We start from the raw sequence: 24,175 nt of genomic DNA, 5'->3' as shown, positions 1-24,175 counted from the left end.
GTTGGCGTTCTCAATCGCGAAGAGGGAAGAACTGCGCCGCATCAGAAAGCGAGTGCAGTAAGGTGGTGTCCTGAGGCGAACCGACCCACACGGCCAGCGCACTGAAGTTGTCCTGCTGACCGTTGGACGGTTGATCGTTTTTAATGATTTGTTGCATCAACGTGAGCCACTCCTGCGGCGTGTTGACCATATGCAACGATTGCTGCATCTGCTCCAGCGAGACGCCATGCCAGAAACCGTCGGTGCAAAGGAGAAAGGCGTCACCATCTTCAATCTCCACCACATCGCTGTAGCTGGCATCGCGCTGCTCATCGCCCATGCCGAGGGCAAAATAAAGCAGGTTGGTGTTGATGCCTTCAGTCTGGTGCCCGGCATCCTTCATTTGTTGTACCAGGCTGTGATCGGTGGTGACGTGATAGAGATAACCGCGCCGAAACAGATAGAGGCGACTGTCACCGGCATGCGCCCAGTAAGCCAGCTCGTAATCACGGTCGATAAACAGGCTTACCAGCGTGGTACCCATTCGGCGGTGCTCGCTGCTCGCCTTCTGTTGCTGACGGATAGCCTGATTGGCGTGATTGACATAATTACGAATCGACTGCGCATTCAGATGGGTTTCGCCGTTAAACGTCTCCATCAAACTGCTACGGGCGATGGTGGCGGCGACATCTCCGCCAGGGAAACCGGCCACGCCGTCACAGACGACAAAGCAGGCTGAGCGTTCACCGATGATCTCACCGGTCTGATCCTGATTGCTGGCGCGGTCGCCCTGATTCGACGTGGAAGCAATAGTGATATTCATGCGTCATCCGTGTGGGTTTGTGAATCTTTGTACTGATTAACTTCCATGTCATAGGCGTGCAGGAAGGCTTCGCCAAACAGGGTGTGGAAGTCGTCTTCTATCTCACCAGCGGTTTCGCCGTAGCGCTCAACAAAATGCTCCCACAATGCCGCCTTACGACTGCCAGGCAGTGCCAGACGAGACACGGAACCCGCCTCACGCGCTTCCTCTTCCAACTGGTCCGGGTTAAAGGATTGCAGCATTGACGCGATGATGGCGCGGATACCGGCAATCATCCCCAACTGATGCGCCTGAAGGTCGATCAGTGCATCACGCACAGCCTGGCGTGGCGGCATAAATCCAGGCATCCGACTGCCAAACATCTGCATCAGCACGGTTTTGCCCGACGGCAGCAGTTTGAACGGGTTATTGGCATCGTCGAGGATCACCGTCATATCGGCTTTCACGCCACGCTTGAGAATCGAGCGTGAAGAGAGTAACGCCACCGTGCCTTGTGAGAACATGCTCAGCATCTGGCCGAACTGGCGCATCTGGTCGCGATCGAACTGTGGCGTGGGCTGCAAATCCTGTAAGCCCATCCCTTCCAGCAGCGCATCGAGTAATTCACCTTTCAGTGCATCACCGCTGCTTTGCGCGGCGGCTTCACGCTGACTGCTGGAAGCCACCGGATCAATGCGCAGACGCCCTTTGGGTGTAGGTGATGGCGTACGCTGCACCGCCTGCGGGGTTGGCAGCGTGATGCCACCATACTCCAGCGGTGTCGGGTTGACGTCTGCGGATTCGGGATCTGATTCAGGCTCTGGTGCCGGTTCTGGCTCCGGCACTGGCAGAGGTTCAGGCTCCAGAATTGCTGCGGGCGTAACCTCCGGTTGTGCCAGTGGCACCGCCCCGCCCATCATCAGGCCGAGTGGATCATCGTGATGGCGTGGATCAGGGGTGTTCTGGCTGCCAAACAGGCTAAGTGGGTCCAGCTCCGCCGTTGGGTTTTCCACTGGCGTTGGCGCGGCGACACGTTTCTGCCCCACCAGCGCACTGGGTGTCGCATCGTCAAAAATGCTCTCCTCGGCAAACAACGCATCACCTTCATCAAACAGGCTATGGGTGGTGGGCTGCTGTCCGATATCCAGGGGCGCATCGCTAATCAGCGCCGCCAGCGGATCTTCCGGGTTGCGCTCAACCGCGGCCGGGGCAGTCAGCGGATGGGCCTCGGATGAAGCGGGTACTGGTTTATTCCGTTGCGATAAATCGTCAGAAATGGAGAACTCTTTCGCCAGGCTATCCCAGATTTCACTGGGAATGGCGGCGGTGTTACTGCTGACAGCGGGGGATTCATCCGCGATGATTGCCGCTTTGGCCGCCGGTTTTGGCACGCTGCTGGCTGGCTGTGCCGCGTGAATATCGTTGACCAGCAGTTGGTAATCATCAATGCCCAGAATATCGCCATCCTGTAATTCCACCTGGCGACCCCGTTCCAGCGGAATATCATTCAGCAGCACACGCGTGACATTGCCGCGATTGGTCAGACGACATTCACCGTCGGCGGAAATATGGACGATCGCCTGCAACCGGGAAATGGTTCGGTCATCATCGGGTAATACCAGGTTGTTATCCACACCACGGCCAATGGTGCCGCCGGGGGGTAAGAAGTCAAAAAGAGTTTGCGGCGGCTGATGGCCGGGTTTAGTCGTTATTATCGTAAAGCGCATAACGGATTCCTGCGGTTAGCTGTTCGGCATCTATATCGCGCCTCTCTCGGAAAAGAGGCGGAATATAGGAAGCGTTTTTGTAGCGGCGCGATTTATCGCGCTCTTTTCGATTAGTTAATTATCTGCTTAAAACCGCGCGATAAATCGCGCCGCTACGGGATGATAATCCGCATAGGCTATTTCATATTTAACTATGTGATTGTGAGAATAATAAATAAATTAGAAATGATTACTCATAAAAGACTCAAGATGACATTGGCCATCGCGATACTTCAACCAACCGCGCTGTGATTCGGTTAGTGTTAACGTGTAGAATTGCAAATCTGCTGGTGAGGCGGAATACTCAGCATCGATTCTTTTCTTTGCTGCGAGATACTCTTCATTGCCAGATACACCACCACTCTCATATTAATTTACCCATAAGTTCTCCCCAGAAAAGCGGCCCATTAGACCGCTACATTTGAGATTGATACGATTCATGCTCTAACAAACTATTTCATCACCCCTGAGTCCTTGGCAATAACCTTATCATTCAAAGTGACAATATAATCCCACAGTTCACTCCCCTTTAAGGTGGGGTAAAATGAGTAATTATATTTACCATTTTTAAACTCATACCCCTGAAAGTCACACACATCCGGGCAGTTCGTGTTAATCGTCTCACCTTTGAGGGTAATCGTAGAATTATCTTTAATTCTTGTTGACTGGAGATAAACCTTGTCGCAAGTTAAATTCCCTTCTTCACAGTCATATGTAATTTCAGCTTTAAACCTCTGGCCGTGGAAGTAAGACGTGGATTTTGAATAAGCTGAAGCAGGAGCGAGTAAAATTAAAAGCACCAGAATGGATCTATTCATGTTCTTCCTTAAATAGAACAGAATGCTTATGTAATAAATTTCACCAAAAAAAATGACGCCGGATTTATACATGACTACTCATAAGGAAGAGTTTTAAGTTGTTCCACTCGCTCCAAATCAATTCTCGCGATGCATTTATCTGTGAGTGTATCGTGAGCAACCGTTCCTTTCTCAGCCATAAAAGACTCAAGATGACATTGGCCATCGCGATACTTCAACCAACCTCGTTGTGATTCGGTTAGTGTTAACATGTAGAATTGCAAATCTGCTGATGAGGCGGAATACTCAGCATCGATTCTTTTCTTTGCTGCGAGATACTCTTCATTTAACGTTTTTTCTGCTGCCAGTTTCGCGGATTTAAAACAAGAAGATATTTCGCTATCAATTACCGCATGGCTACAGATGTCCTGGGCGTTAGCATTGTTCAGTAGCACCACCATAAATACAAATAACACCATCCCATTCTTCATTCCAACTTCCTTATCCTTTGGGATCATTAAGCGGCCTTGTGAAGACCGCTTTATTTTACTTTTGATAGACCTTACGCAATTCAACAATGGTTTTCAGGGATGAATTTTGAAATTTTTCGGTGGTGTCGTTATCATAATAAACACCGTCACCCGCTTTAAGCCCCATAACATAGTAATCGGTGCCATAGTGGTCAGGGGCTTCAATAGTATAAATCACGGCAATTTTTTCATTTTCATCATCTTTCTTAGAAATGAACCCCACCGAATCCACTTTATGGCAACCTACTGTTTCCCAGTCACCCTGCCCGATCGTTTGGATAAACTGATCGATGTTCTTACCGTCTTTGCTCCAACCTATAAAGCATACTGGTTGGACCTCTCTTATCCATCCTTTTCCCTGAATAAGGGTACCCTGCAACTTGCCATCTTTAACGACATCGAAGGTCTGGCTCTTGTCCAACTCAACACGACTCAAACCGCTATGTTCAGCTTGTGTGATGATATTTTTTTCATAGGCGAGGGATTTTGGTTGTAAGAGAGAGACAGATGCACTTGCAAAATAGCTATTCAACAGTAGAAGCAAGATCGCATACCAATAATTACTTCTCATTATTTACATCCGTGTAGGCATCTGATTTGGTCATTCGTTCATCTTTCCTGCGAAATCATTAATGTTGAAGGGAATGATTAATAAGACTCAATGCAACAGCCAAAAAAAGAATTGCAAAACTGGCAACATTTAATTTATGGGCGACAATAGCCAGCCCACCCTTTCCATAGGTTGACTCCTGATAAAATCACAGGATTCATCACCTTTCGCGGCCTGATAGCTCCCGACAGATGAAGTTCGACCATACTATTGCAACTCATTGCAGTCTCCATTTGCAATTCAATGCATTTTATAATTTTGAACACCCGACTGAAGCGGCGCGATTTATCGCGCGCCTTTGAATAAAATTAAACCGCGCGATAAATCGCGCCGCTACAGGTTAACGCAGGATTAATAAATAACGCGCATTACGCCTCTTTATTTTCTTTGATATTCCAGCCTGCGCTGCTTTCTGCACCTTTACCACCGGAAGAGCTCTGCTCCCAGTATTGCTGTTTCACTTTCGCTGCCTGGAATGAGTAAGCCATGCTCAGTGTATCGCCATTATCAGCACCGGTATAATCTACGCGGGAAACCAGCACATCTTCCAGTGTGATACGCGCATACTCAACCTGAGAGCCACCCGCTTTGCAAATGGACAACTCAACTTTGGTAACGTGCTTACCATTGGCGCAATATTTCAGAATGGCGGACGTGGATTTATCAATCAACGCATTCACGTTCAGGTCATTAAAATTAACCTTACCCGCACCACCGCCACCGCCAACCGCCATATTTCCAGGCTGGGTAGCGCCCCAGTTAAAGGAGGTAATATCGGTCCAACCGGTGTGGTTAGAATCTTTCGATTCACCGGTTACACCATCAACTTTTAAAAACATATCAATAGCCATAATTATCTTCTCTTGCTTGATTTACGTTCTGCTTTGAAAAAGCATCGTTATGGCAAACAGGAAAGCATGGGGCTGAATAAAACCATCCATATTTTACCTCTGCCTCGTTTTCTGAATAGATTGCTACATGTTTATTCAGAGGGGTTCTCATTGCACAAACAGTGAATAAGAAAAAGGTTCAGAGAACCTGCTCTTCAGGTTCTCTGATTAAAGCGCGTGTTACTTATCGTTGGTTTTCAGCGAAGGCAGTTTCGATACCAGACGCAGTGATACCGTCAGACCTTCCAGCTGATAATGCGGACGCAGGAAGAATTTCGCGGCGTAATAACCCGGATTGTCTTCCTGCTCCTCAACATTAACCTCAGCCGCCGCCAGCGGTTTACGTGATTTGGTTTCCTGGGAGGAGTTAGCCGGGTCGCCGTCCACATAGTTCATCACCCAGTCGTTCAGCCAGCGCTCCATCTCATCGCGTTCGCGGAAGGAACCGATTTTGTCACGCACAATGCACTTCAGATAATGAGCAAAGCGGCAGCAGGCAAACAGATACGGCAGACGTGCCGCCAGACGCGCATTGGCGGTGGCATCCGCATCGTGGTATTCCGCCGGTTTCTGCAATGACTGTGCGCCGATAAAGGCCGCGAAGTCAGAATTCTTACGATGCACCAGCGGCATAAACCCGTTTTTCGCCAGCTCGGCTTCACGGCGGTCGCTGATAGCGATCTCGGTCGGACATTTCATGTCCACACCGCCATCATCGCTGGGGAAGGTATGGCACGGCAGGTTTTCTACCGCCCCGCCCGATTCCACACCTCGGATCGAGGTACACCAGCCGTACTCTTTGAATGAACGGTTAATGTTGGCCGCCATCGCATAGGCCGCGTTGCTCCAGGCGTAGTTGTTGTGATCGGAGCCGTCGGTTTGCTCTTCGAAATCATAACTGTCCACCGGATTGGTACGGATACCGTACGGCAGACGCGCCAGGAAGCGCGGCATCACCAGACCGAGGTAACGTGAGTCTTCCGATTCACGCAGGCTGCGCCAGGCGGCATATTCGGTGTTCTGGAAAATCTTGGTCAGATCGCGCGGGTTCGCCAGCTCCTGCCACGACTCCATCTGCATCACTTCCGGTGCAGCACCGGTGATAAACGGGCAGTGTGCAGCGGCACCAATACGCGCCATCTCACCCAGCAGTTCCACGTCCTGCGGGCCGTGGTCGAAGTAGTAATCGCCAACCAGGCAACCGAAAGGCTCTCCACCAAACTGACCATATTCCTGTTCGTAGATTTTCTTAAACAGCGGGCTGCGATCCCAGCCCACGCCTTTGTAGCGCTTCAGCGTCCGTCCCAGCTCCTGCTTGGAGATACTCATAAAACGGATTTTCAGCATCTCATCCGTTTCAGTGTTGTTCACCAGATAACTCAGGCCACGCCACGCACTTTCCAGTTTCTGAAACTCCTGGTGGTGAATAATCTGGTTAACCTGCTGAGATAACTTATCGTCGATTTCCGCGATCAGGGACTGGATGGTGCGATAGGAGTCGTTGGAAATCGTGACGGTGTTTTCCAGCGCCTGCTGCGCCAGAGTTTTGACGGCACTTTCAACCGCTTCCCGCGCCTGATCGTTTTTCGGGCGAAACTCTTTGCTCAGTAACGCGCTGAATTCATCCTGGCTGAAGCTGGATGCGCCTTGTGGCTGCTGTTGGCGTTGCTCGCTCATTATTGCTCCTCCTTACCTTCTGCCGCGTCTGCCTGCTTCGGCAAATGCGTCAGCGCCTGTAACAGCGTCGGGTCATGCAGAATCTTGCCAATCAACTCTTCCGCACCGTTTTTGCCGTCCATATAGGTCAACAGGTTGGCAAGTTGGGTACGTGCTTCCAGCAGTTTGTTCAGCGGTTCCACATGACGGGCAATCGCATCCGGCGAGAAATCATCCATGCTTTCAAAGGTCAGCTCGACATTCAGCTTGCCCTCTCCCGTCAGGGTATTATCGACCTGGAACGCCGCACGCGGCTTCATCGCCTTCATACGTTCGTCGAAGTTATCAATATCGATCTCAAGGAATTTACGGTCATCAACGGCAGCCTGCGGTTCCAGCGGCTTGCCAGCCAGGTCTGCCAGTACGCCCATCACGAACGGCAGCTGGATTTTGCGTTCCGCGCCGTAGATCTCCACGTCATATTCGATTTGAACGCGGGGCGCGCGATTGCGGGCGATAAATTTCTGCCCGCTGGATTTCATAGTGGCCATGATTTTCTCCATAAATGATGCGCGGGTTAAGGCGCGCAGGTCTCACTGCGTGATGAAGTGTTGGACGCGGCGTTAGTCGTGGCGTCCGAAGATGTTTTGCAACTGATGAACGCCGTCCGGCGCCAGGTCGCGGATGATGTCCATAAAATCGAGTTCGATCAGCCGCTGGACGCGGTCAATCATTAATGGGGCCGGATGGCTGGGTTCATGTTGGGCGAAGTATTGCTTCACTTTTTCCAGCATCAACTGAGCATCTGCGCGATTGGTCAGCTGTGCTGTGCGCCAGTCAGCGACAGAGCGCGGGGCCGGTGCGTCGGTCTGTTGATCGTCGGAGGTGTCCGGTGCCACCTCAGCCACCTCAGCTGATTGCGTCAGGCTGACCAGCACGGCAAAATTTTTCTGCACTTGCGTCATATCAGGTACGGCGCTTTCACCCAGTCGTTCGGCAATGATGTGGTGCAAGCTTTGCAGACGCTGATCAATTTGCTGCACGGTGGCGGCAGCGGGCTGTGCCTGCTGCGCCAGCTCATCACGCAAACGTGCCATGCCGCCCGGATAGTCTGTCGTCTCGCTTTTGCTGCCATCGCACAAGGCGATGGCATCGCGCAGGGTGATGCCATCCGAGGCGTGACGTAGCAGCCATGCCTGGCGAACAGCGGCAGTCAGCGAGGAGGCGTCCTCCAGCAGCGCCAGCGCATTGATGCGATAGAACGGATCCAGCTCGCCATCCTCTTCGAGGCGGGGCCACAGGGGATCCCAATAGCGCAGCAACGCCTGTTCAATCAACGCCAGCCCCTGCGCATAACCCGGCAGCCCGTTAAGATGGGTCCATGCCTGGGTGAGGGCCAGCATCACACGTAAATCTTTGCTGCGACTCAACAGTTCGGTCGCCAGCTTTTCTACCCGGTTCCAGTCAGCCGGTTCCGCCGGGATGATAGTTTCACCAAATTGCTGCTCGGCTTTACCGGCGCTGGCCTGTTCCATCGCCTGAAAATCAGCGTGATATTCCAGGTTTTCACCGCAGGGGTCGTCGTTGCTGATCGGCACCAGCAGTGCGTCGAGATCGATAGTCATGCGGGTTGTACCTCAGGATTCAAACATCGGTGGATAAAGTCCATTTCGTCCAGGTTTCGCACCGCCAGCCGGATCAAACAGCAACGAAAACAACTGGGCAGTGAAGTTGCCGCTATGCACATGGGTGTACAGCGGGAAGCCGTCGCTTTGGTTGGTCCACCAGAAACTGGTGTAAAACTGTGGATCAAAGCTGTCGGCAGGCAGTTGCCAACTCAGGTTCGACACGCTGCCTCCGTCACCAATAATCGTCAGAATGTCAGATGACTCTCCCGCTTCGGGCGGCTGTGGCTGGGGAATGCTAAGTAACGCCTGATCCAACTGTTCCGGGCTGCTGTTATCCCGTACCACCCGCAACAAGGTATTTCCCACCTGTTGATACCAATCACCCGAGCGGGCCAACAACGCAGGCGACCACTCCGTCGGGCTGAAGTGACGCAGAGCGCACAGCGGATAGTGGCGACCCACGCTATCACGCGAAGCGGTGAGACTGCCCATCTGTACCAGCTGACTACCCAGCATGGGCGGAACAACAAAATTCCACACCGGTGCACTGAGAAAGGCGCGCGAAGGGGCGCTCTCCCCTTCAGCACTGGTTTGCCAGTGGTGTAAACCCACCTGAAACCAGTGCGACCATTGCCGTAGCAAGCTATCGGGAAAGCGCCGCTTAACAAAATCACCCGCGCTGGGCAATTTGCCGTACCAGCCGGGGGCTGCGTATTGCGTCATCGTAAGGCTCCGATTCAGGGGCAGCTAAAAGCGGGAAGCTGGAACGGGTTGCGAATGCTGCCGGGGGTAAACGACAGCGTGACCTGATGTCCTTCGACGTTAAAACTGGCTTCACGGGTCAAACCACCCGCTTGCGACACGCGGGCGCGATCAAAAAAGCGATTTAACGCCCAGGGACCGCTGGTGATGAGCGTTGAAGTGGTGCCGTTGGTTAAACCAAGCTGCATCCTGACCTGACTGGTCCCCCCCGGCCCCGGCCAGTTGACCATCTGCACGGCCTGTGGACCGTGGCTGTAGCGCAGAATTTGTCCGTCAACATCCAGCGTCAGGGTGAGGATATCGTTATCCATTTTCACCGTGCGCAGGGTGACGCGGAAAGATGGCGTGGTCGCGCCATTGGTGAAGAATGCATCGCGGATTGACTGAGCCTGCTGGAACGGTCGCAGTAGCGCTTCGCCACCCGGTAAGGTTTTGCCGTCAATCCCCGGCGTAAAGCGCCACGCAGCATGGGTGGTATCGACCTTGTTCGCCAGGTTGTCGCGGAAGAAGCTGTCCATCAGGCCGCTTCCCGGCGCAAACATGCGCGCCAGATCGTCGGGGGTTACTTCGTTGCGGCCAGTGCGCACCAGCGGATAACGTCCGGCGATGGCCTGCTGACAGAAACTCCCTACCTCCATCTGGATGCGTTTGCGCACGTTATCCATATCACGACGCTGGGCATCCGAACTGGCCCCTACCGCCATGCTGGAAACCATGTTTTGCAAGGTACCCGGCAAACGACCGGCGCTGGCCTGCACGCGGCTGATGGCATCACTTGATGGCGGTGGCATGCCGCTGTTGGCGGCATCCTGCACCGCCGTCAGGTAGCGATACAGATCGTCGATCTGGTGCAGAAAATCATCCACCGCCAGCACTTTACTGCCCTGTTGCAACGGCTGCGCCAGCTCGATGATCGAGGCAAAATGCGCACCCACCACCTGTTCCGGTGCCATGCCGCCGCTACTTTGCGCTGCATTGGCTTTGGGCGCGCTGAACAACGCCTGCAAGGTGCGGGTGGCGCTGTTGTCTGAGGCTGGCGGCGTTGACTGTTCCGCTTTGTCATCGGCTGGCGCACGCGTCAGCGTCAGCACTTTACTCAGGTTAATCACTAACTGACGCAGCGGCGAATGGTTGCCGGAGAGCAAGCGGGCCGTGTTGATACGCTGTGCGAGGTCGGCGCTGTTGTTGAGCTGGATATCGCTGAGGAACTGCTCCCATTGGCGAATGTAATCCTGCATATAAAGCTGGCGTACCGCCAAATCGGTCTGCTGGCTGTTCTCCTGTTGCGTCGTGCCGCCTAACACCCAGCCATCATCCTGGTACAGCGCCTGCGTCACCGGCGCGATCTGTTTATCGACGTGCTGCCAGTACCCTTCCGGGGTATACAGGCCAGAGACACCCTCGTTGACCGACTTACCGCTTTTGCGCGAAAACACCAACTCGCTTTGTGGACCACCCAGTGCAGCCAGGCTGACGGTGGGTAAGCTGCCATCACGTTGTAGCAGGCGCTTCAGGCGTCCGTAAACGCGCTGTGATAGCGGCATCTGATTAATCAGCGCCTGCTCGCGCTTTACCAGCGCATCATCCTGCGCATAGGGCGAGGACTGAATTTGTGTCTCCAGCAATTGTTGCAGATGCCATGCCAGTTGCTTCACTTCCTGCTGAGTCACGTTCTGCGGCAGCTCACGCGAGATATTCAGCATCAACCAGGCTTGCAGGAATTTGCCGTCATAATGCTTCGGTTGATACAGCATCTGATACGCCTTCAGCGCCTCGTAGCTGTAGTCTGCATCGCTGCCGTTGTCATTACGCAGCCAGCGGGTGATGTTTTGCGCCACCTGGGGCAGCAACAGTTGCTTCAACGCTTTGTTGTACAGCGCCTGACTGGCATCGCTCACTTCAGTACCACGGTACAACCACATACGACGCGTCAGTGGCGGGTCCTGCAATGAAAAGTCTTTACTCTCTGGCAAATGCAGCAGCGTATTGAGATAAGGCACCAGCGCAAACAGATCGCCGGTTCCCTGGCGTTGTAGCTGTTCACCCAGTTGCTCAACCTGCGGCGTTTTTGCCGCCATCTCCTGCAAATAGGCTTTGTTTTTGCTGTAACTGGTGAGCCATAACGCCCCGGCAATCACCACCACCACCAATAACGCCAGATAGCCAGACCATAAACCGGCGCGATTGCGCAGCTCCCACCAACGATTGCTGGCCGCCAGCCCGGACTCCTGAAAGACGACATCTTCCAGCATGTCCTTGAGGAAGAAGCTTTGGCCCTTAGTCGGCGGAATCGGCGCGTCTTTCCCCACCTGATCCCAGCGGCCTGATTCACCCTGCTGTTGTCCAGGCAGATGGAGCGCACGGGTCAATTCCCCCATCACGCGGTCAAACGGCAAACCTTCCTGCGTGCCGCTGGCGAAGTAGATGCCGCGCGGTGCGAACTGGGTTTCGAAATCGGAGCGGGCGAATAACGTTTCCAGCGCCTCGGCCAGCAACGGACGTAATGCGGCAAACTCCTGCGGGAACAGATAACTTTCTGCGCGCGCCTGGGCGTCGCTCTCTCCCAGCAAGGTATCGGCTAATCCGGCATCCAGACGTTGTTGCAGCAGCGAATATTCCTGCTGAAATTGGCTGCTGAGTTCGAAATCGGCGGTGGAGGCTTGCGCCCAGGGAAAGGTGAAGCCCCAGATTTGCTCGCGCTGTGCTTTATCCAGCCCGGCAAAATAGCTGCGGAAGCCTTTTAACAAATCCGCCTTGGTGACCAGTACATAAACCGGGAAACGGATACCGAGACGATCATGTAACTCCATCAAGCGCTGACGTAACGCCAAAGCCTGATTACGCAGCGCTTCCGGTGTCTGGCTCAACAGATCCGCCACGCTCAGGGTGACGATCACCCCATTGATCGGCTGACGACCACGGTATTTGCACAGCAGCGCGAGAAAGTGGTGCCATTCGCTGGCGTCGCGCTCCTGCTGGCTCTCCTGAGTGGTGTAGCGCCCGGCAGTGTCCAGCAGCACCGCTTCATTGGTGAACCACCAGTCGCAATTACGCGTACCGCCAATGCCACGCAGCGCCGCCTTACCCAACTTGTCAGCCAACGGGAATTGCAGGCCGGAGTTGACCAGTGCGGTGGTTTTCCCGGCTCCGGGTGCGCCGATGATCATGTACCACGGCAATTGATAGAGATACTGGCGGCTGAAGCGTTGCGCCCAGAACGGTGTTCCTTTGCTGTGATGGCGTTGGAAATGGGCTTTCTTTAGCATCTCCGTGGCTTCGCCAAAACGGCTCGCCAGCACCTGTTCCTCGTTGGTCAGCCGTTTGCGATCCTGATCGGGCACGTCCGACTGTGGGGTTTCGAGGCTCGACATCAACTTACGATTGAGCCACATGTTGTAGAAACGAGGTATCGCCTGGCTTAACCCCCACACCAGATACAGCAAGGCAATGCTGATCACGCGATTCTGTTCCGGCTCCAGTGGCCGCGAATCGACAATCGAGAACACCGGGCCAATGACCCAGATGATAAATGACAGCGCCGTGATGCCGACAAAACCCCAGGCGAGGCGGCTGGTCAGCACGGCAAAAAGCAGATTCAGCATGGATTAGTTCCCTCTCGCCAGGCCGTTAAGTTCAGCGTGCGTTGCATCCGGTGCCACCAGCAGCGTGATTTCCACGCGGCGGTTGCGTGCACGGTTCTCGGCGTTGGTATTCGGCACCAGCGGATTGCTTTCGCCGCGCCCTTCCGCTTTAACGCGCGCCGGTTGGGTCAATTGCTGTTGCAGCAAGGTCTGAACCGACTGCGCGCGCGCCAGGGAGAGTTCATAGTTGGAGGCAAAACGGGCGCTGCGAATCGGCACGTTATCGCTGTAGCCCACCACCAGAATCTTGCCGCTGACGTTGTTCATCGCCGCCGCAATACGCTGGATAACCGCTTCATAACGGCCACGCACCGTGGTCGCGCCAGAGGTAAACAAGCCATCCCCTTTCAACGTCACCACGCTTTGATCGGCTTCATCACGAACGGCCACCAGACCGGCATCAATTTCCGGTTTGAGGAAGGTTTTCAGATTGAGCGCGGCAGGTGGCGGCGGTGCCGGGTTACGGATCTGCATTTCCGGTAATGAGGTCTGATAAATGTTAGCCAGCACCGGCGTGGTGTAATCTCCCAGTCGCCAGTTAAGAATGATATAGAACAGGCAGGCACCGAGCGCGGCCACTGCGGCACAGGCCCACAGCGGAATCATCGGACGCCACAGCTTGCGCAGCACCGGTTGATCGGTCGGATGCACCGACAGCGCCGCCGCATAACTGCCGCGGACGCTTTTGATCATCTGTAACAGCCGTTGTTTGATGGTTTCCAGCTGCGAACGCCCGTTGTCCAGTACCCGGTAACGCCCTTCAAAACCCAGCAGCAGGCAAAAGTAGATCAACTCCAGCAGCAGGATATGCTGACGCGGATTTTGCGACAGTTTTGCCAGCAACTGGAAAAACTTCTCCCCGCCCCAGGTTTCATTGTGAAAGGTGACCAGCAAACCGTTGCTGGTCCAGACGCCACGGCTACCCCACGGCGTCAACGCGGCGGCTTCATCCAGCGCGGTGCACAGGCAATAACGCGCACCAATGATCACTTCATAACTCAGGCCCGACTGCTGACAGCTCAGTTCAAAGCGACGGATCTGGTCAATTAACTGCTGACGCAGACGCGCGGGATCGTCATGGGAAACGGAGTGCCGGATCTGCGGGATGGCGTTAATCAGCGGATTCGCCGCTGCCACCAACACATTCTGGTGGCTAACATCGGGCTGCGCGGCATCACTATTCGGTTTCTGTTGTGGCTGCATCATGCGTGCTCAGTTTTGATTATTCTGACTGACTGCGAATGGCCCAGAACTCCATATTCAGGCCTGGAAATTCACCGGCGAGATGAAGTGCAAAGGCTCCCGAGCGCTCCATCTCCTTCCACAGCTCGCTGTTTTTATCCAGTTCAAAGTAGCTGTAGCCCGCATGCCACGGGATTTGTGGCGGCGCACCCGGCATGGCGATCAGTGACAGGCCAGGTAACTGCAACTGCACCAGATCGCGAATTTTGGTGACGGGCGCGACTTTCATCTGCGCCGGGAAATGGGTTTTTAGCGCATCGGCGGGCACGCTGGCTTTCACCGCCAGCACAAAGCCGAATTCGCGCACCATGCTGCTCTCCGGTACCGTGGCCACATTCAACCCGTGCGATCGTTGCGTCAGCGGCAACTGAATCGCGCTCTCTTCCATCACCTGCGACAACCCCTGGCGAAGCTGCAACGTCAACCGCATGAAGCAACCATGTAAATCGTCATGGTCATAACGCGGGAAGGCGTCAGGCGTGCGGGCGGGCGACCAGGTGCATAGCTCTGACGCCAGTTGTAGCCAGTGGCTATACAGGGATTCGGGATGCAGCAACGGTAAGGTTTGCAGATGCGCGTGCAGACCAAGCTGCCGGTTTAACAGCGCCAGCAGCATGAAATCGACCATATCAGCGCTGTTGAATCGCCCGGTACCAGGCGTGCGCTGGCTCAATTGTTGGCTGCGTTGCTGGATCAGGCCATGCAGGTCGTTCAGCATGCTTTGCAGCCCGTGATTTCCGGTCAGGGTGAGCATTGGCGGAATGTAATCGCTGTCGAGACGAACATGATTATCGCTACGCTTTTCCACCACCCGCGCCACACCCATTGCGGTCCATTCGGCGGTGAGGTCTTGCTCCAGCATCAGACGCAGGCGCAATTTACCGAATTGCACCGTGGCCGCGCCAACGGCCAACGCATTGTCATCCTCGACCTCCGTTTCCCAGGCGAGATAACGCGCCAGCGAGTCCGACGCATCCTGAAAGGTCACGGCCTCGCGTCCGTTACGTCGCGTCGGGATCGCCAGCACCACTTTCGCCCGATCAACATTGTCCGGCAGATCCAAAGGAACCGGCCCCTGCTGTGGCTGACTAAAGGCGAAGAAGGTGCCATCCGGCAGACAACCACTGGCCGCACTTAATGCCAGCTTGCCCTGGCGCAGCAGCGCGTCATCAAATTCAACGTCAAAAAATCCCCAGGTGTAGACACGCTGGGACTGGCCCCATTCCCGTAAGGTACTGTGCAGAAAATTTTCCGACTGCTGGAAGTGATGCGGGCGCAGAAACATACCTTCCGTCCACACCACCTTTTCGGCTCTGTTCATAATCATCCTTTACTGCTTAACCAGGCGCAGGCCGTTGATATCCGCCACGATGCTGGCATTCAGCTCACCATCGTTACTTTTCCAGAACTGCCAGAACGCACTGTCATCCCCGTCCGGAAAGGGCAGCGCCAGACGCCAGACTTTGCCGTCCAACGTCTGATATTCCGCCATGATGCCGATGAAGCGGGCTTCGGCCAGACTCTTACCACTGAGCGTGTTACTGAGTTGCCCTGCTCTCAGGAAGAATTCCTGGTTATTGAGCAGTGAAGCGCCGAGCACTGCCCCCGGCTGGTTTTGTAGTGAATAGAAATCGGCAGACATAAATGCGGCGTCAGAGGTGAGTAGCATCACCCGAACTTTGAGCGGCGCACCCGCATTGATTTGCGGATGCGCCTGGAAATGCAGGTTGTAGCGCGCTACTGAGGTTTGGCTACTACTGCATGCCGCCAGTAACAGGACGAACAGCGGCAAACACCACTTTCTCAGGCGACTTATCAACATCACCTGTCCCTCCATGTTTAGCGAGATTAGTTGATGATCCAGGTACCGCTGTTACCGTTCTGACAGGCTTTGCTGTCGCCATCGACCGACACGCAGGTCTTTTTCTTTGCGGTACGCACCCGACGTTTCGGCTGATCGGCTTTCAGGGTTTGATCGTAGAGATCGCTTTTCACCAGCGCGCGGAACGGGACATAACCGGTGAGCTGGGCCGCAGCTGGCGTGGCTGCTGCTGGCGCAGCCGCAGTTTTCTGCCCTTCTGTCGGTGCGGCTTCGGCCTGTTGCTGTTGCTGCGGCTGCTCGCCAATCGCCAGCCAATTGTTCTCAACCATGCCAAGGACCGTGTAGGTTTCACCGGTTTTCAGCGTAGTCACCACTTTGCCGCCGTAATCAGGGCGCGTCATCACCGAGGTCGGGTAGAGCGCGCGATAGGCGTCATTGACAGGACTGAACTGCGCAGGCGGATTGACCGCATGACGGTGGACCAGGGTGACACCGTCAACAGTGCTGGTCACCAGGGTGTCGTCAGTGATGGGTGGTGGCGCTTTACAACCTGCAACAACAAAGACAAACAGCAGGCTTAACGCAATGCGGAGATTCACCATTTTCTTCATGTTTAGTTCCATTAATCTCTAAAAAATGGCCATTGGCCGGTTGTTAGCAAAATAAATCACTGAATGCCGGGCGAACCGATGCAATCAGGACCATTTAGAAAATTGACCACACTTTTTATCGGAACCTGGTGACCAAATGTCCGCTTAAAATTGATCAGTTCCAATTAAGTATTTCAGATGCAATAAAAGGGAGCGTAAGACCAGGAGGGGGTTGATATGCAGTTATAAAACATTCACCAAAGTGATCAATATCTGCAACTCAATAGGGGGTAAAGCAGCGTACACAAGATTTACTTATGACATTCCTGGTCTGAAATCCACCCTGCCTTATAAAACCGCTCAATCAGGGTGCAAAAGTCGTGACGAATATTAATCGCGAGCAACATGGATCACAATCGATCTAAATCAACTAGTTATGATCATTCTGTAGCATCATAGCTACCGCACGAGCCTGGTAAAACCCGCCCGTGAGCATAAATCATCATCCATGTGTTAACATCGGGCAAAGGTTTACATAAGCCTGACAAAATATCAACGTGCGGAATTCCTGGAAACATTCATAAACATTACTTAACAAATGATTCTAATGGAAATTTACCTCGTTTTAGGCAGACAAAATCAGAATCGTCTTAAAAAACGACGTAATTAATAAGAATTTTGCTACTAATAATGAAAATTCACACATCTAAGATTCATAAAATTTCACAAAAAAAGTGGTCCTGATTGAGTACGCATTTACTCAATTTGAGTTATGTCAGGTATTGCGGGTTTTTATACTTACAAAACCAAAAAGGGACATAGTTATGTCTGTAAATGGCAGAGTTTTGACCTGTCTCTTAGATAGAAACATGCAGCTTGAATGTGAAGGGAATGGAATGAATGCCGGGTTTACACCAGAATGAACGGAACAGGCATAAAAAAATGGCGCGATTTATCGCGCCATTACGAGGAAATCGTCATTAATGACGCTTATCCACTTTTGCCACCAGACGATCGCCCAGCCACTGAATACCGCATACCAGAATGATCAGCACCGCGATCACCGCCAGCATCACGTTGGTTTCAAAACGCTGATAGCCGTAGCGAATCGCGAGATCCCCCAGGCCACCGGCACCAATCGCCCCGGCCATCGCGGAGGCACCCACTAACGCCACCAGCGTAACGACGAATCCCGCCAGGATACCCGGTAGCGCTTCCGGTACTAACACTTCCCAGACAATACGCAATTTACTGGCTCCCATAGCACGCACGGCATCGATCAGACCACGATCCACCTCGCGCAGGGACACTTCCGCTACACGGGCAAAATAAGGCGTCGCGGTGATCGACAGCGGAACAATCGCCGCCCAGGTTCCCAGCGACGTGCCAACCAGAAAACGGGTAAACGGGATTAACGCCACCAGCAGAATAATGAAGGGTAAGGATCGAAACCCATTGATGATGATCCCCAGCACCTGATTAATCAGCCGGTGTTCGGCAATGCCACCGGGACTGGTCACCACTAAAATCAAACCCAATGGCAGCCCGGCAACCAGTGAAAACAGGCCAGAAACCAGCGTCATCAGCAAGGTTTCGCCAATGGCGTTAAGCATTAAATCAATCATTACCGGTGACATAGCCGATTCTCTCCACTTGTGCCTGCTGCTGTTGCAGCCAACTGATGACGGGTTGCTGTTGCGCCTGTGGCAACGCAATAAAGAAACGGACTACCGCGTAGTGCTGAATGTGGTCTACCCCACCCTGCAATAAACGGAATGCCCCCGGCCAGTGCGTTGCAAGGCGCGTCAGTAAATCGCCCCGATCATCTTCACCGGCAAAATCAACACGATAAATGGCTTCACCGACAGGTTGTTGCTGAAGACGCGCCGCCAGATTTTCCGGCAACTGGGGCAGCAAACCGCGCAGCAGCGTTTGAGTCAGTGGGGTTTGCGGATGGGCGAATACCTGCCATACCGGCCCGCTTTCAATAATTTCCCCGGCGTCGATCACCGCGACCCGATGCGCGACGGATTTGATCACCTCCATCTCATGGGTGATCAACAGAATGGTGATGCCAAGTTGCTGATTAAGAGATTTCAGCAACCCCAGAATGGAGCGGGTGGTTTCAGGATCTAACGCTGAGGTCGCCTCATCGCACAGCAGCAACGCGGGCTTCCCCGCCAGCGCCCGGGCAATCCCCACACGCTGCTTCTGACCACCCGACAGTGCCGCCGGATAGTGATCCGCTTTATCGGACAGCCCCACCAGCTGCAATAACTCCGCAACACGCTGCTGACGCAGCGCTTTCGCCACTCCGGCAATTTTCAGTGGCAACGCCACGTTCTGCGCCACGGTTTTTGCCGAGAGCAAATTAAAGTGCTGAAACACCATGCCAACCCGGCTACGCACCGCTTGCAGATCCTGTTCCGACAATCCACTGATCGCACGCCCCTCGATTTCAATCACGCCTTCGTCCGGCTGTTCCAGGCCGTTAAGACAGCGAATCAGCGTCGATTTCCCGGCACCGCTGCGGCCGATAATGCCAAGGATTTCGCCTTGATTGACGGTCAGAGAGAGTTTGCGCAGCGCATGAGTTGCACCAAACGTACGAGAAAGATCGCGTACGTTAACCACCACCGGTGAACGGTGCACAATATCTGTCGTATCCGTGGCCGCACGGCGCGATAATGAAATGTCATCGGGAAAGAGTAGTGTCATGGTTCACCTGCATCGGGCGCGCATGGCCCGGCTCGCGGGCCGGGAATCAGCGCAGTATACGCAGCGACTTATTATCACTTAATCTCGATTTCAGAATTGTTATTCACAAAAAGCATATAAAGCGCACAGCCTTACGTTTTCACCCGGCATGCTGTGCTAACATCACCTTTTCGCACCTTGTTATTGAGCACTATGTCAGAAACGACCAAACGTAAAAATGACCCTGAAGGGCTGAAGAAACGCATCCTTGCTGGCGCACTGAAAACCTTTGCCGAATTCGGTATGCAAGGGGCACGGCTGGAGCAGATTGCTGAACACGCTCAGACCACCAAACGTATGGTGGTCTATCACTTCGTAAATAAAGAGAAGTTGTATATCGAGGTGCTGGAGCAGGTTTATCAGGCGATTCGTCAGCACGAAACCGGGCTGAATCTCGCGGCGATGGCCCCGGAAGAGGCGATGACCAAACTGGTGGAAGCCAGTTTCGATTACCACGTTTCGCACCCGGATTTTATGCGGCTGGTCTGCACCGAAAACCTGCTGCGCGGTCGCTACATCACCCAATCAGAACGTATTAAAGCGCTGAATAAAAGTGCCCTCGACCTGCTCGATGACATTTTGTCGCGCGGGCAACAGCAGGGCATTTTTATCACCGGCGTGAATACCATTGATGTGCATCGCCTGATAAGCAGCATTTGCGTCCATCATGTCTCCAACCGTTATACCTTTAACGCGCTGTTTAGCCCGGATAACAGTGAAGAGGAGAGTATCCACCGCAATCGCCAACTGGCGGTTACCGCCACGCTCCGCTATATCCGCAAAGCCCCTTAGTCTGCGGCTGCGCTGTGATGGTCTACGCTTTAGTCAATGGGACCATCACAGACCTCAGACTAAGGAACGCCGTAGTGAAAGATTCCCACCTTTATCCTTTACGCCACACCGCCAACATCGATAACGAAAACCGTCTGTGGAACTGGGCGCAAAATAGCGTCGTCGGTCTACGTGCCCAGCTACAGCGGCCAACCTGCGAAGCGGAATTACAACAGCTGCTGCGTCAGACCACAGGCAAAGTACGCGTGCTCGGCAGCCGTCTGTCGCCAGGCCGGATGCTGGGCGTCGGGGCACAGGATCTGCTGCTGGATCTCAGCGCAATGCAGGGGGTGATCGCTGTCGATGATGAGAGCGTCACCTTTGCCGCTGGCACCCAACTGGAGCAGATCTATGCCACCCTGACCGGGATGGATCGCATGCTGGCCTCCTCGCCGGGCGTGATTGCGGTCCAGACTCTGGCGGGTGCGATGTCAACCGGCACCCACGGTCAGGGGCTGGATCAAAGTTCACTGGCTGACGAAGCGACACGCATTCGCATGGTGTTGGCGGATGGCAGCCTGCGGGAGTTCACCCGTGATGATGCCGATTTTTCTGCTGTACAGGTGGGGCTGGGCGCATTAGGCATTATCACAGCCGTCACGTTACGCACCCGCCCTTTTCGCCTGTTTACCTGCCACAAATATGCCGTTACGGCTGACAACCTCGGTCAGGATTTGCTGACCTGGAATCAGCAATACGAACTGAGCAAAGCCTGGTGGTTTGTTGACGACAATTTGCTGCATGTGTGGAATGCCGAAGAAGCCAATCCCCAGGATCAACAACGTTACTACGCCAACCAGCGTGAAGTGATTGAACATGGCGAGGGGACCGACAGCAGCCTGAATGAAACTATCGACCAGACGCTGGCCCAGATGCATCGCGATACGCAGATTCACGGCAAAGGGGGTAAACAGTTCCGCACCGTGACGCGTTTTCGCGACTTCACCGACATCAGCGGCGATATCTATCAGTTATTTTGCCGTGGCATTGCGGTGCCGCAGATCAATGTGGAGATTGGTATCCCGCTGGCGCGAACGCCCGCTGTCATCGAGAAAATTAAAGCATGGTACGCGGCAAAACATCCACATATGCATTACCCGATTATTCTGCGCTGTACCGGGCCATCGTCGGCATGGCTCAGCCCGGCGTATCAACAGCCCACCTGCTTTTTTGGTTTTGTGGTGTACTACGCCGACGACGGTTCGCTATCGCAGGAAGGCCTGCATTTTCTTACTGAAGTGGAAAAGCTGCTCGCGGCTGAGGGTGGCCGCCCCCATTGGGGAAAATATTACGATCCGCAGCGTTACACCTGGCGGGATATCTATCCACAGTGGGATGCCTTTCGCGCGGTGCGCCAGCAGCTCGATCCACAGCGACGTTTCAGCAACGACTACGTTACCGCCCTTTTCGATTAAGCCTGACGAGAGGAAAGTATGTTTGCCTGGGTCACTTTATTAACACAACCCGATTATCTGGTGGGCGTGCAAGCGCTGCACCGTTCGTTGAAAAAAAGCGCCAGCCGCTGGCCGCTGGTGGTGATGGTCACCGATGCCATTGACCAGACGACGCGTGAAGCCTTGCAGGCCGAGGGCTGCGTCATTCATCCGGTGGTGCCGCTGACACCGCGAAGCGATCTGGCGCAGCACTATGCCTCGGCGCAGTTTGGCGAGGTGTGGAGCAAGCTGCGGGTCTGGGAATTGACCGGCTGCGAGCGCGTGGTGTTTCTCGACGCCGATATGCTGGTACTGCGCAATATGGACGAACTGTTCACCCTCGATTTGGGTGAATATGCCCTCGCCGCCTGCCATGCCTGTCGCTGCAACCCGAATCAAATAGCCAGCTATCCCGCCAGCTGGCAGCCAGAGCATTGCCACTACACCTGGCAGGAGCGCCAGCAACCTGCCCCCGCCAACGTCGATCTGTATCTCAATGGCGGCTTTTTGGTGTTGAAACCTGATATGGCGGTCTTCCGGCAGTTGCAGGAGAAAGTTGCAGCCATTGACGATTTGCGCCGCTACCCGTTTTCCGAGCAGGATTTGCTGAATGAGGTGTTTGCCGGGCGCTGGTTGCCGTTGCCTTATATCTACAACGCGTTGAAGACCTTGCCTTTTCAGCATCCTGAGCTGTGGCACGCCGAAGAGGTTAAGAATCTGCATTATATTCTGGCGAAACCGTGGAAACGCGATTTGTATCAACCGGAGATGGAACGCGATCGCTACTATGCGCTGGATAAGTTGTGGTGGCAGATGGCGACCTGACGGCGCGCTTGAACGCGCCGTTGGGCAACGCAGAAGATTATACGGTCATCCAGCGTCGTTCGGTGGCAGATATCGCCACCGCTTCCAGCACCTTCTGAACCTGTAATCCTTCCGCGAAGTCTGGCCACATCCGGTCACCTGCGGCGATGCCGTTAATCAGATCGCGAATTTCGACGGTTTTCTGATCGTTAAAACCAATACCGTGTCCGGCTGAAACGCAGAAGTTGGCATAATCCGGATGCGCCGGGCCGGTGAGAATGGTTTTAAAACCCTGACGTCCGGCCGGATCATCGTGGATATAGAGTTCCAACTCCGCCATTCGCTCCTGGGTATATCGCAGCGTGCCTTTGGTGCCGGTCACCACATAGGTCAGCCCCATTTTGCTGCCGCAGGCGATACGCGACGTTTCAAATACGCCATGCGCACCATTTTTGAAGCGTAACAGCGCGCTGGCCTGATCTTCATTTTCTACTGGCAACAAGCGGCTGGCATCTTTCGGGTCCGGGCGTTGCTTAATTACCGTCATCATATCGCCACTGACTTCTGCGATATCGCCCACCAGATAGTGCGCCATATTGACGATATGCGCTGCGAGGTCGCCGAGTGCGCCCAGGCCCGCCAGCGCTTTCTGGCAGTGCCAGTCGAGCGGCGTTTCCGCTTTCGCCAGATAGTCTTCGTTGTGGGTACCGTAGAAGTGCACCACATCTCCAATTTCACCACGGGCAATGATTTCTCGTGCCAGTTGGCTGGTCGGGTTTTTCATATAGTTGAAGCCTACCAGGGTTTTTACCCCGGCCTGCTGTGCAGCCTGCACCATCTCTTCCGCATCGGCGACAGAGAGCGACAGCGGCTTTTCGGAATAGACATGTTTACCGTTGCGGATCGCTTCCACCGCCATCTCTTTGTGCAGGAAGTTGGGGGCGCAGATATCCACCACATCAATATTGGGATCACGCACCAGCTCACGCCAGTCACCGGTTGAACGCGCGAAGCCAAAGGTTGCCGCCTGTTTGGCCGCCAGCGCCGGATTGACCTCCGCCAGCATCTCACGCACGATTTCGCCCTTCAGGGCAAATACCGTGGGTGCCTGCGCATAAGCGATTGCGTGACAACGACCGATGTAACCACTGCCAATCATGCCGATTCTGACTTTGTTCATACTGCACATCCTGGGTTCACAGAAGAAGTGATACGGAATATAAATTTCACCCTGAACAGCCACAACGGCCAAATGAAATATCTGTGATCATGCATGCGATGAATCTGACAAAAACGACAAATCAGAATGTAATTTTTCATAGAGTTAGTGACTGTCATCACAATCAAGCTTGCCATTTATCTCCTTTATGGATGGCACGTTCCATTTTTCTGCACAACCCGCTCCGGGATTTTTCTCCCACAGACCGGGAGAGTGCTGCTTTCTTCAGCAGTCAGAACAATTTGTGCAAAAGGGCTTTGACAAGGCGCGGCTCGCTCGTTACTATGCGCCCCGTTCAAACGATTCCTCTGTAGTTCAGTCGGTAGAACGGCGGACTGTTAATCCGTATGTCACTGGTTCGAGTCCAGTCAGAGGAGCCAAATTCGAAGAAAGAGCAGCCTGAAAAGGCTGCTTTT

Annotated in this window: 21 protein-coding genes, 1 tRNA gene and 1 pseudogene; 4 read left to right on the top strand and 19 right to left on the bottom strand. The window is 54.0% G+C overall.

The window, feature by feature from the left end; translation table 11 throughout:
* Window positions 1–10 precede the first annotated feature (10 nt).
* The 18 genes and pseudogenes from L579_RS02820 to L579_RS02740 all read right to left on the bottom strand — a co-directional run bounded on the left by L579_RS02820 (window position 11) and on the right by L579_RS02740 (window position 19,433).
* Window positions 11–802: a PP2C family protein-serine/threonine phosphatase gene (locus L579_RS02820; protein ID WP_021182754.1), complete on the bottom strand. Its 792-nt coding sequence runs from the start codon at window positions 800–802 to the stop codon at window positions 11–13.
* Window positions 799–2,508 (bottom strand): type VI secretion system-associated FHA domain protein TagH, encoded by a 1,710-nt coding sequence (tagH, locus tag L579_RS02815; protein WP_021182753.1) that lies wholly within the window; start codon window positions 2,506–2,508, stop codon window positions 799–801. Before tagH ends, L579_RS02820 begins: the two co-directional genes overlap by 4 nt.
* A 219-nt stretch (window positions 2,509–2,727) precedes the next feature.
* A pseudogene (locus tag L579_RS24305) lies at window positions 2,728–2,877 on the bottom strand (lysozyme inhibitor LprI family protein); the annotation flags it as partial.
* A gap of 122 nt (window positions 2,878–2,999) precedes the next feature.
* Window positions 3,000–3,365: a hypothetical protein gene (locus tag L579_RS02810; protein WP_036625080.1), complete on the bottom strand. Its 366-nt coding sequence runs from the start codon at window positions 3,363–3,365 to the stop codon at window positions 3,000–3,002.
* A 74-nt stretch (window positions 3,366–3,439) separates the two neighbouring features.
* Window positions 3,440–3,835 carry a lysozyme inhibitor LprI family protein gene (locus L579_RS02805; protein ID WP_021182752.1) on the bottom strand — a complete coding sequence of 132 codons (396 nt, stop codon included), beginning with the start codon at window positions 3,833–3,835 and terminating at the stop codon, window positions 3,440–3,442.
* Between the two features lie 55 nt (window positions 3,836–3,890).
* Complete coding sequence (locus L579_RS02800) at window positions 3,891–4,445, bottom strand: hypothetical protein (RefSeq protein WP_036624891.1); 555 nt, start codon at window positions 4,443–4,445, stop codon at window positions 3,891–3,893.
* A 407-nt stretch (window positions 4,446–4,852) separates the two neighbouring features.
* Complete coding sequence (locus tag L579_RS02795; RefSeq protein WP_013509672.1) at window positions 4,853–5,335, bottom strand: Hcp family type VI secretion system effector; 483 nt, start codon at window positions 5,333–5,335, stop codon at window positions 4,853–4,855.
* 219 nt (window positions 5,336–5,554) lie between these two features.
* Entirely contained in the window at window positions 5,555–7,051 is a 1,497-nt protein-coding gene (tssC, locus tag L579_RS02790; protein ID WP_021182749.1) for a type VI secretion system contractile sheath large subunit, read from the bottom strand.
* Window positions 7,051–7,581 (bottom strand): type VI secretion system contractile sheath small subunit, encoded by a 531-nt coding sequence (gene tssB / locus L579_RS02785; protein ID WP_021182748.1) that lies wholly within the window; start codon window positions 7,579–7,581, stop codon window positions 7,051–7,053. Before tssB ends, tssC begins: the two co-directional genes overlap by 1 nt.
* A gap of 72 nt (window positions 7,582–7,653) precedes the next feature.
* Window positions 7,654–8,655 (bottom strand): type VI secretion system protein TssA, encoded by a 1,002-nt coding sequence (tssA, locus tag L579_RS02780; protein ID WP_021182747.1) that lies wholly within the window; start codon window positions 8,653–8,655, stop codon window positions 7,654–7,656.
* A gap of 12 nt (window positions 8,656–8,667) precedes the next feature.
* Window positions 8,668–9,381: a type VI secretion system-associated protein TagF gene (gene tagF, locus L579_RS02775; protein WP_021182746.1), complete on the bottom strand. Its 714-nt coding sequence runs from the start codon at window positions 9,379–9,381 to the stop codon at window positions 8,668–8,670.
* 14 nt (window positions 9,382–9,395) lie between these two features.
* Window positions 9,396–13,022, bottom strand: a complete 3,627-nt coding sequence (gene tssM, locus L579_RS02770) for a type VI secretion system membrane subunit TssM (protein WP_021182745.1) — start codon at window positions 13,020–13,022, stop codon at window positions 9,396–9,398.
* Window positions 13,023–13,025: 3 nt separating this feature from the next.
* Window positions 13,026–14,267, bottom strand: coding sequence for a DotU family type VI secretion system protein (locus L579_RS02765; RefSeq protein ID WP_021182744.1), 1,242 nt, complete (start codon window positions 14,265–14,267; stop codon window positions 13,026–13,028).
* Window positions 14,268–14,283: 16 nt separating this feature from the next.
* Complete coding sequence (gene tssK / locus L579_RS02760) at window positions 14,284–15,624, bottom strand: type VI secretion system baseplate subunit TssK (RefSeq protein WP_021182743.1); 1,341 nt, start codon at window positions 15,622–15,624, stop codon at window positions 14,284–14,286.
* Window positions 15,625–15,633: 9 nt separating this feature from the next.
* The gene (gene tssJ, locus L579_RS02755) at window positions 15,634–16,125 is read right to left on the bottom strand and encodes a type VI secretion system lipoprotein TssJ (protein WP_021182742.1); all 492 of its coding nucleotides are present in this window, start codon (window positions 16,123–16,125) and stop codon (window positions 15,634–15,636) included.
* A gap of 26 nt (window positions 16,126–16,151) precedes the next feature.
* Window positions 16,152–16,748: an SH3 domain-containing protein gene (locus L579_RS02750; protein ID WP_036624887.1), complete on the bottom strand. Its 597-nt coding sequence runs from the start codon at window positions 16,746–16,748 to the stop codon at window positions 16,152–16,154.
* Between the two features lie 947 nt (window positions 16,749–17,695).
* Window positions 17,696–18,352, bottom strand: coding sequence for a methionine ABC transporter permease (locus L579_RS02745; RefSeq protein WP_036624884.1), 657 nt, complete (start codon window positions 18,350–18,352; stop codon window positions 17,696–17,698).
* Window positions 18,333–19,433 carry a methionine ABC transporter ATP-binding protein gene (locus L579_RS02740; RefSeq protein ID WP_021182739.1) on the bottom strand — a complete coding sequence of 367 codons (1,101 nt, stop codon included), beginning with the start codon at window positions 19,431–19,433 and terminating at the stop codon, window positions 18,333–18,335. The genes L579_RS02745 and L579_RS02740 overlap by 20 nt, the downstream gene beginning before the upstream one ends.
* A 192-nt stretch (window positions 19,434–19,625) precedes the next feature.
* Here L579_RS02740 and L579_RS02735 point away from each other — a divergent pair, with 192 nt between their 5' ends.
* The 3 genes from L579_RS02735 (at window position 19,626) to L579_RS02725 (ending at window position 22,561) form a co-directional block, all read left to right on the top strand.
* Window positions 19,626–20,264, top strand: coding sequence for a TetR family transcriptional regulator (locus tag L579_RS02735; protein WP_021182738.1), 639 nt, complete (start codon window positions 19,626–19,628; stop codon window positions 20,262–20,264).
* Between the two features lie 74 nt (window positions 20,265–20,338).
* Window positions 20,339–21,718 carry a D-arabinono-1,4-lactone oxidase gene (locus L579_RS02730; RefSeq protein ID WP_021182737.1) on the top strand — a complete coding sequence of 460 codons (1,380 nt, stop codon included), beginning with the start codon at window positions 20,339–20,341 and terminating at the stop codon, window positions 21,716–21,718.
* A gap of 18 nt (window positions 21,719–21,736) precedes the next feature.
* Window positions 21,737–22,561 (top strand): glycosyltransferase family 8 protein, encoded by an 825-nt coding sequence (locus L579_RS02725; RefSeq protein WP_021182736.1) that lies wholly within the window; start codon window positions 21,737–21,739, stop codon window positions 22,559–22,561.
* Between the two features lie 37 nt (window positions 22,562–22,598).
* On the opposite strand, the gene L579_RS02720 is transcribed toward L579_RS02725, so the two are convergent.
* Entirely contained in the window at window positions 22,599–23,720 is a 1,122-nt protein-coding gene (locus tag L579_RS02720; RefSeq protein ID WP_021182735.1) for a Gfo/Idh/MocA family protein, read from the bottom strand.
* 343 nt (window positions 23,721–24,063) lie between these two features.
* Here L579_RS02720 and L579_RS02715 point away from each other — a divergent pair.
* Window positions 24,064–24,139, top strand: a tRNA-Asn gene (locus L579_RS02715).
* The last annotated feature ends 36 nt before the right edge of the window (window positions 24,140–24,175 follow it).

Source organism: Pantoea sp. AS-PWVM4 (assembly GCF_000468095.1).
Classification (GTDB): domain Bacteria; phylum Pseudomonadota; class Gammaproteobacteria; order Enterobacterales; family Enterobacteriaceae; genus Pantoea; species Pantoea phytobeneficialis.
The sequence above is the reverse complement of the archived record's forward strand: the minus strand, read 5'-3'. Positions and strand labels throughout refer to the sequence as shown.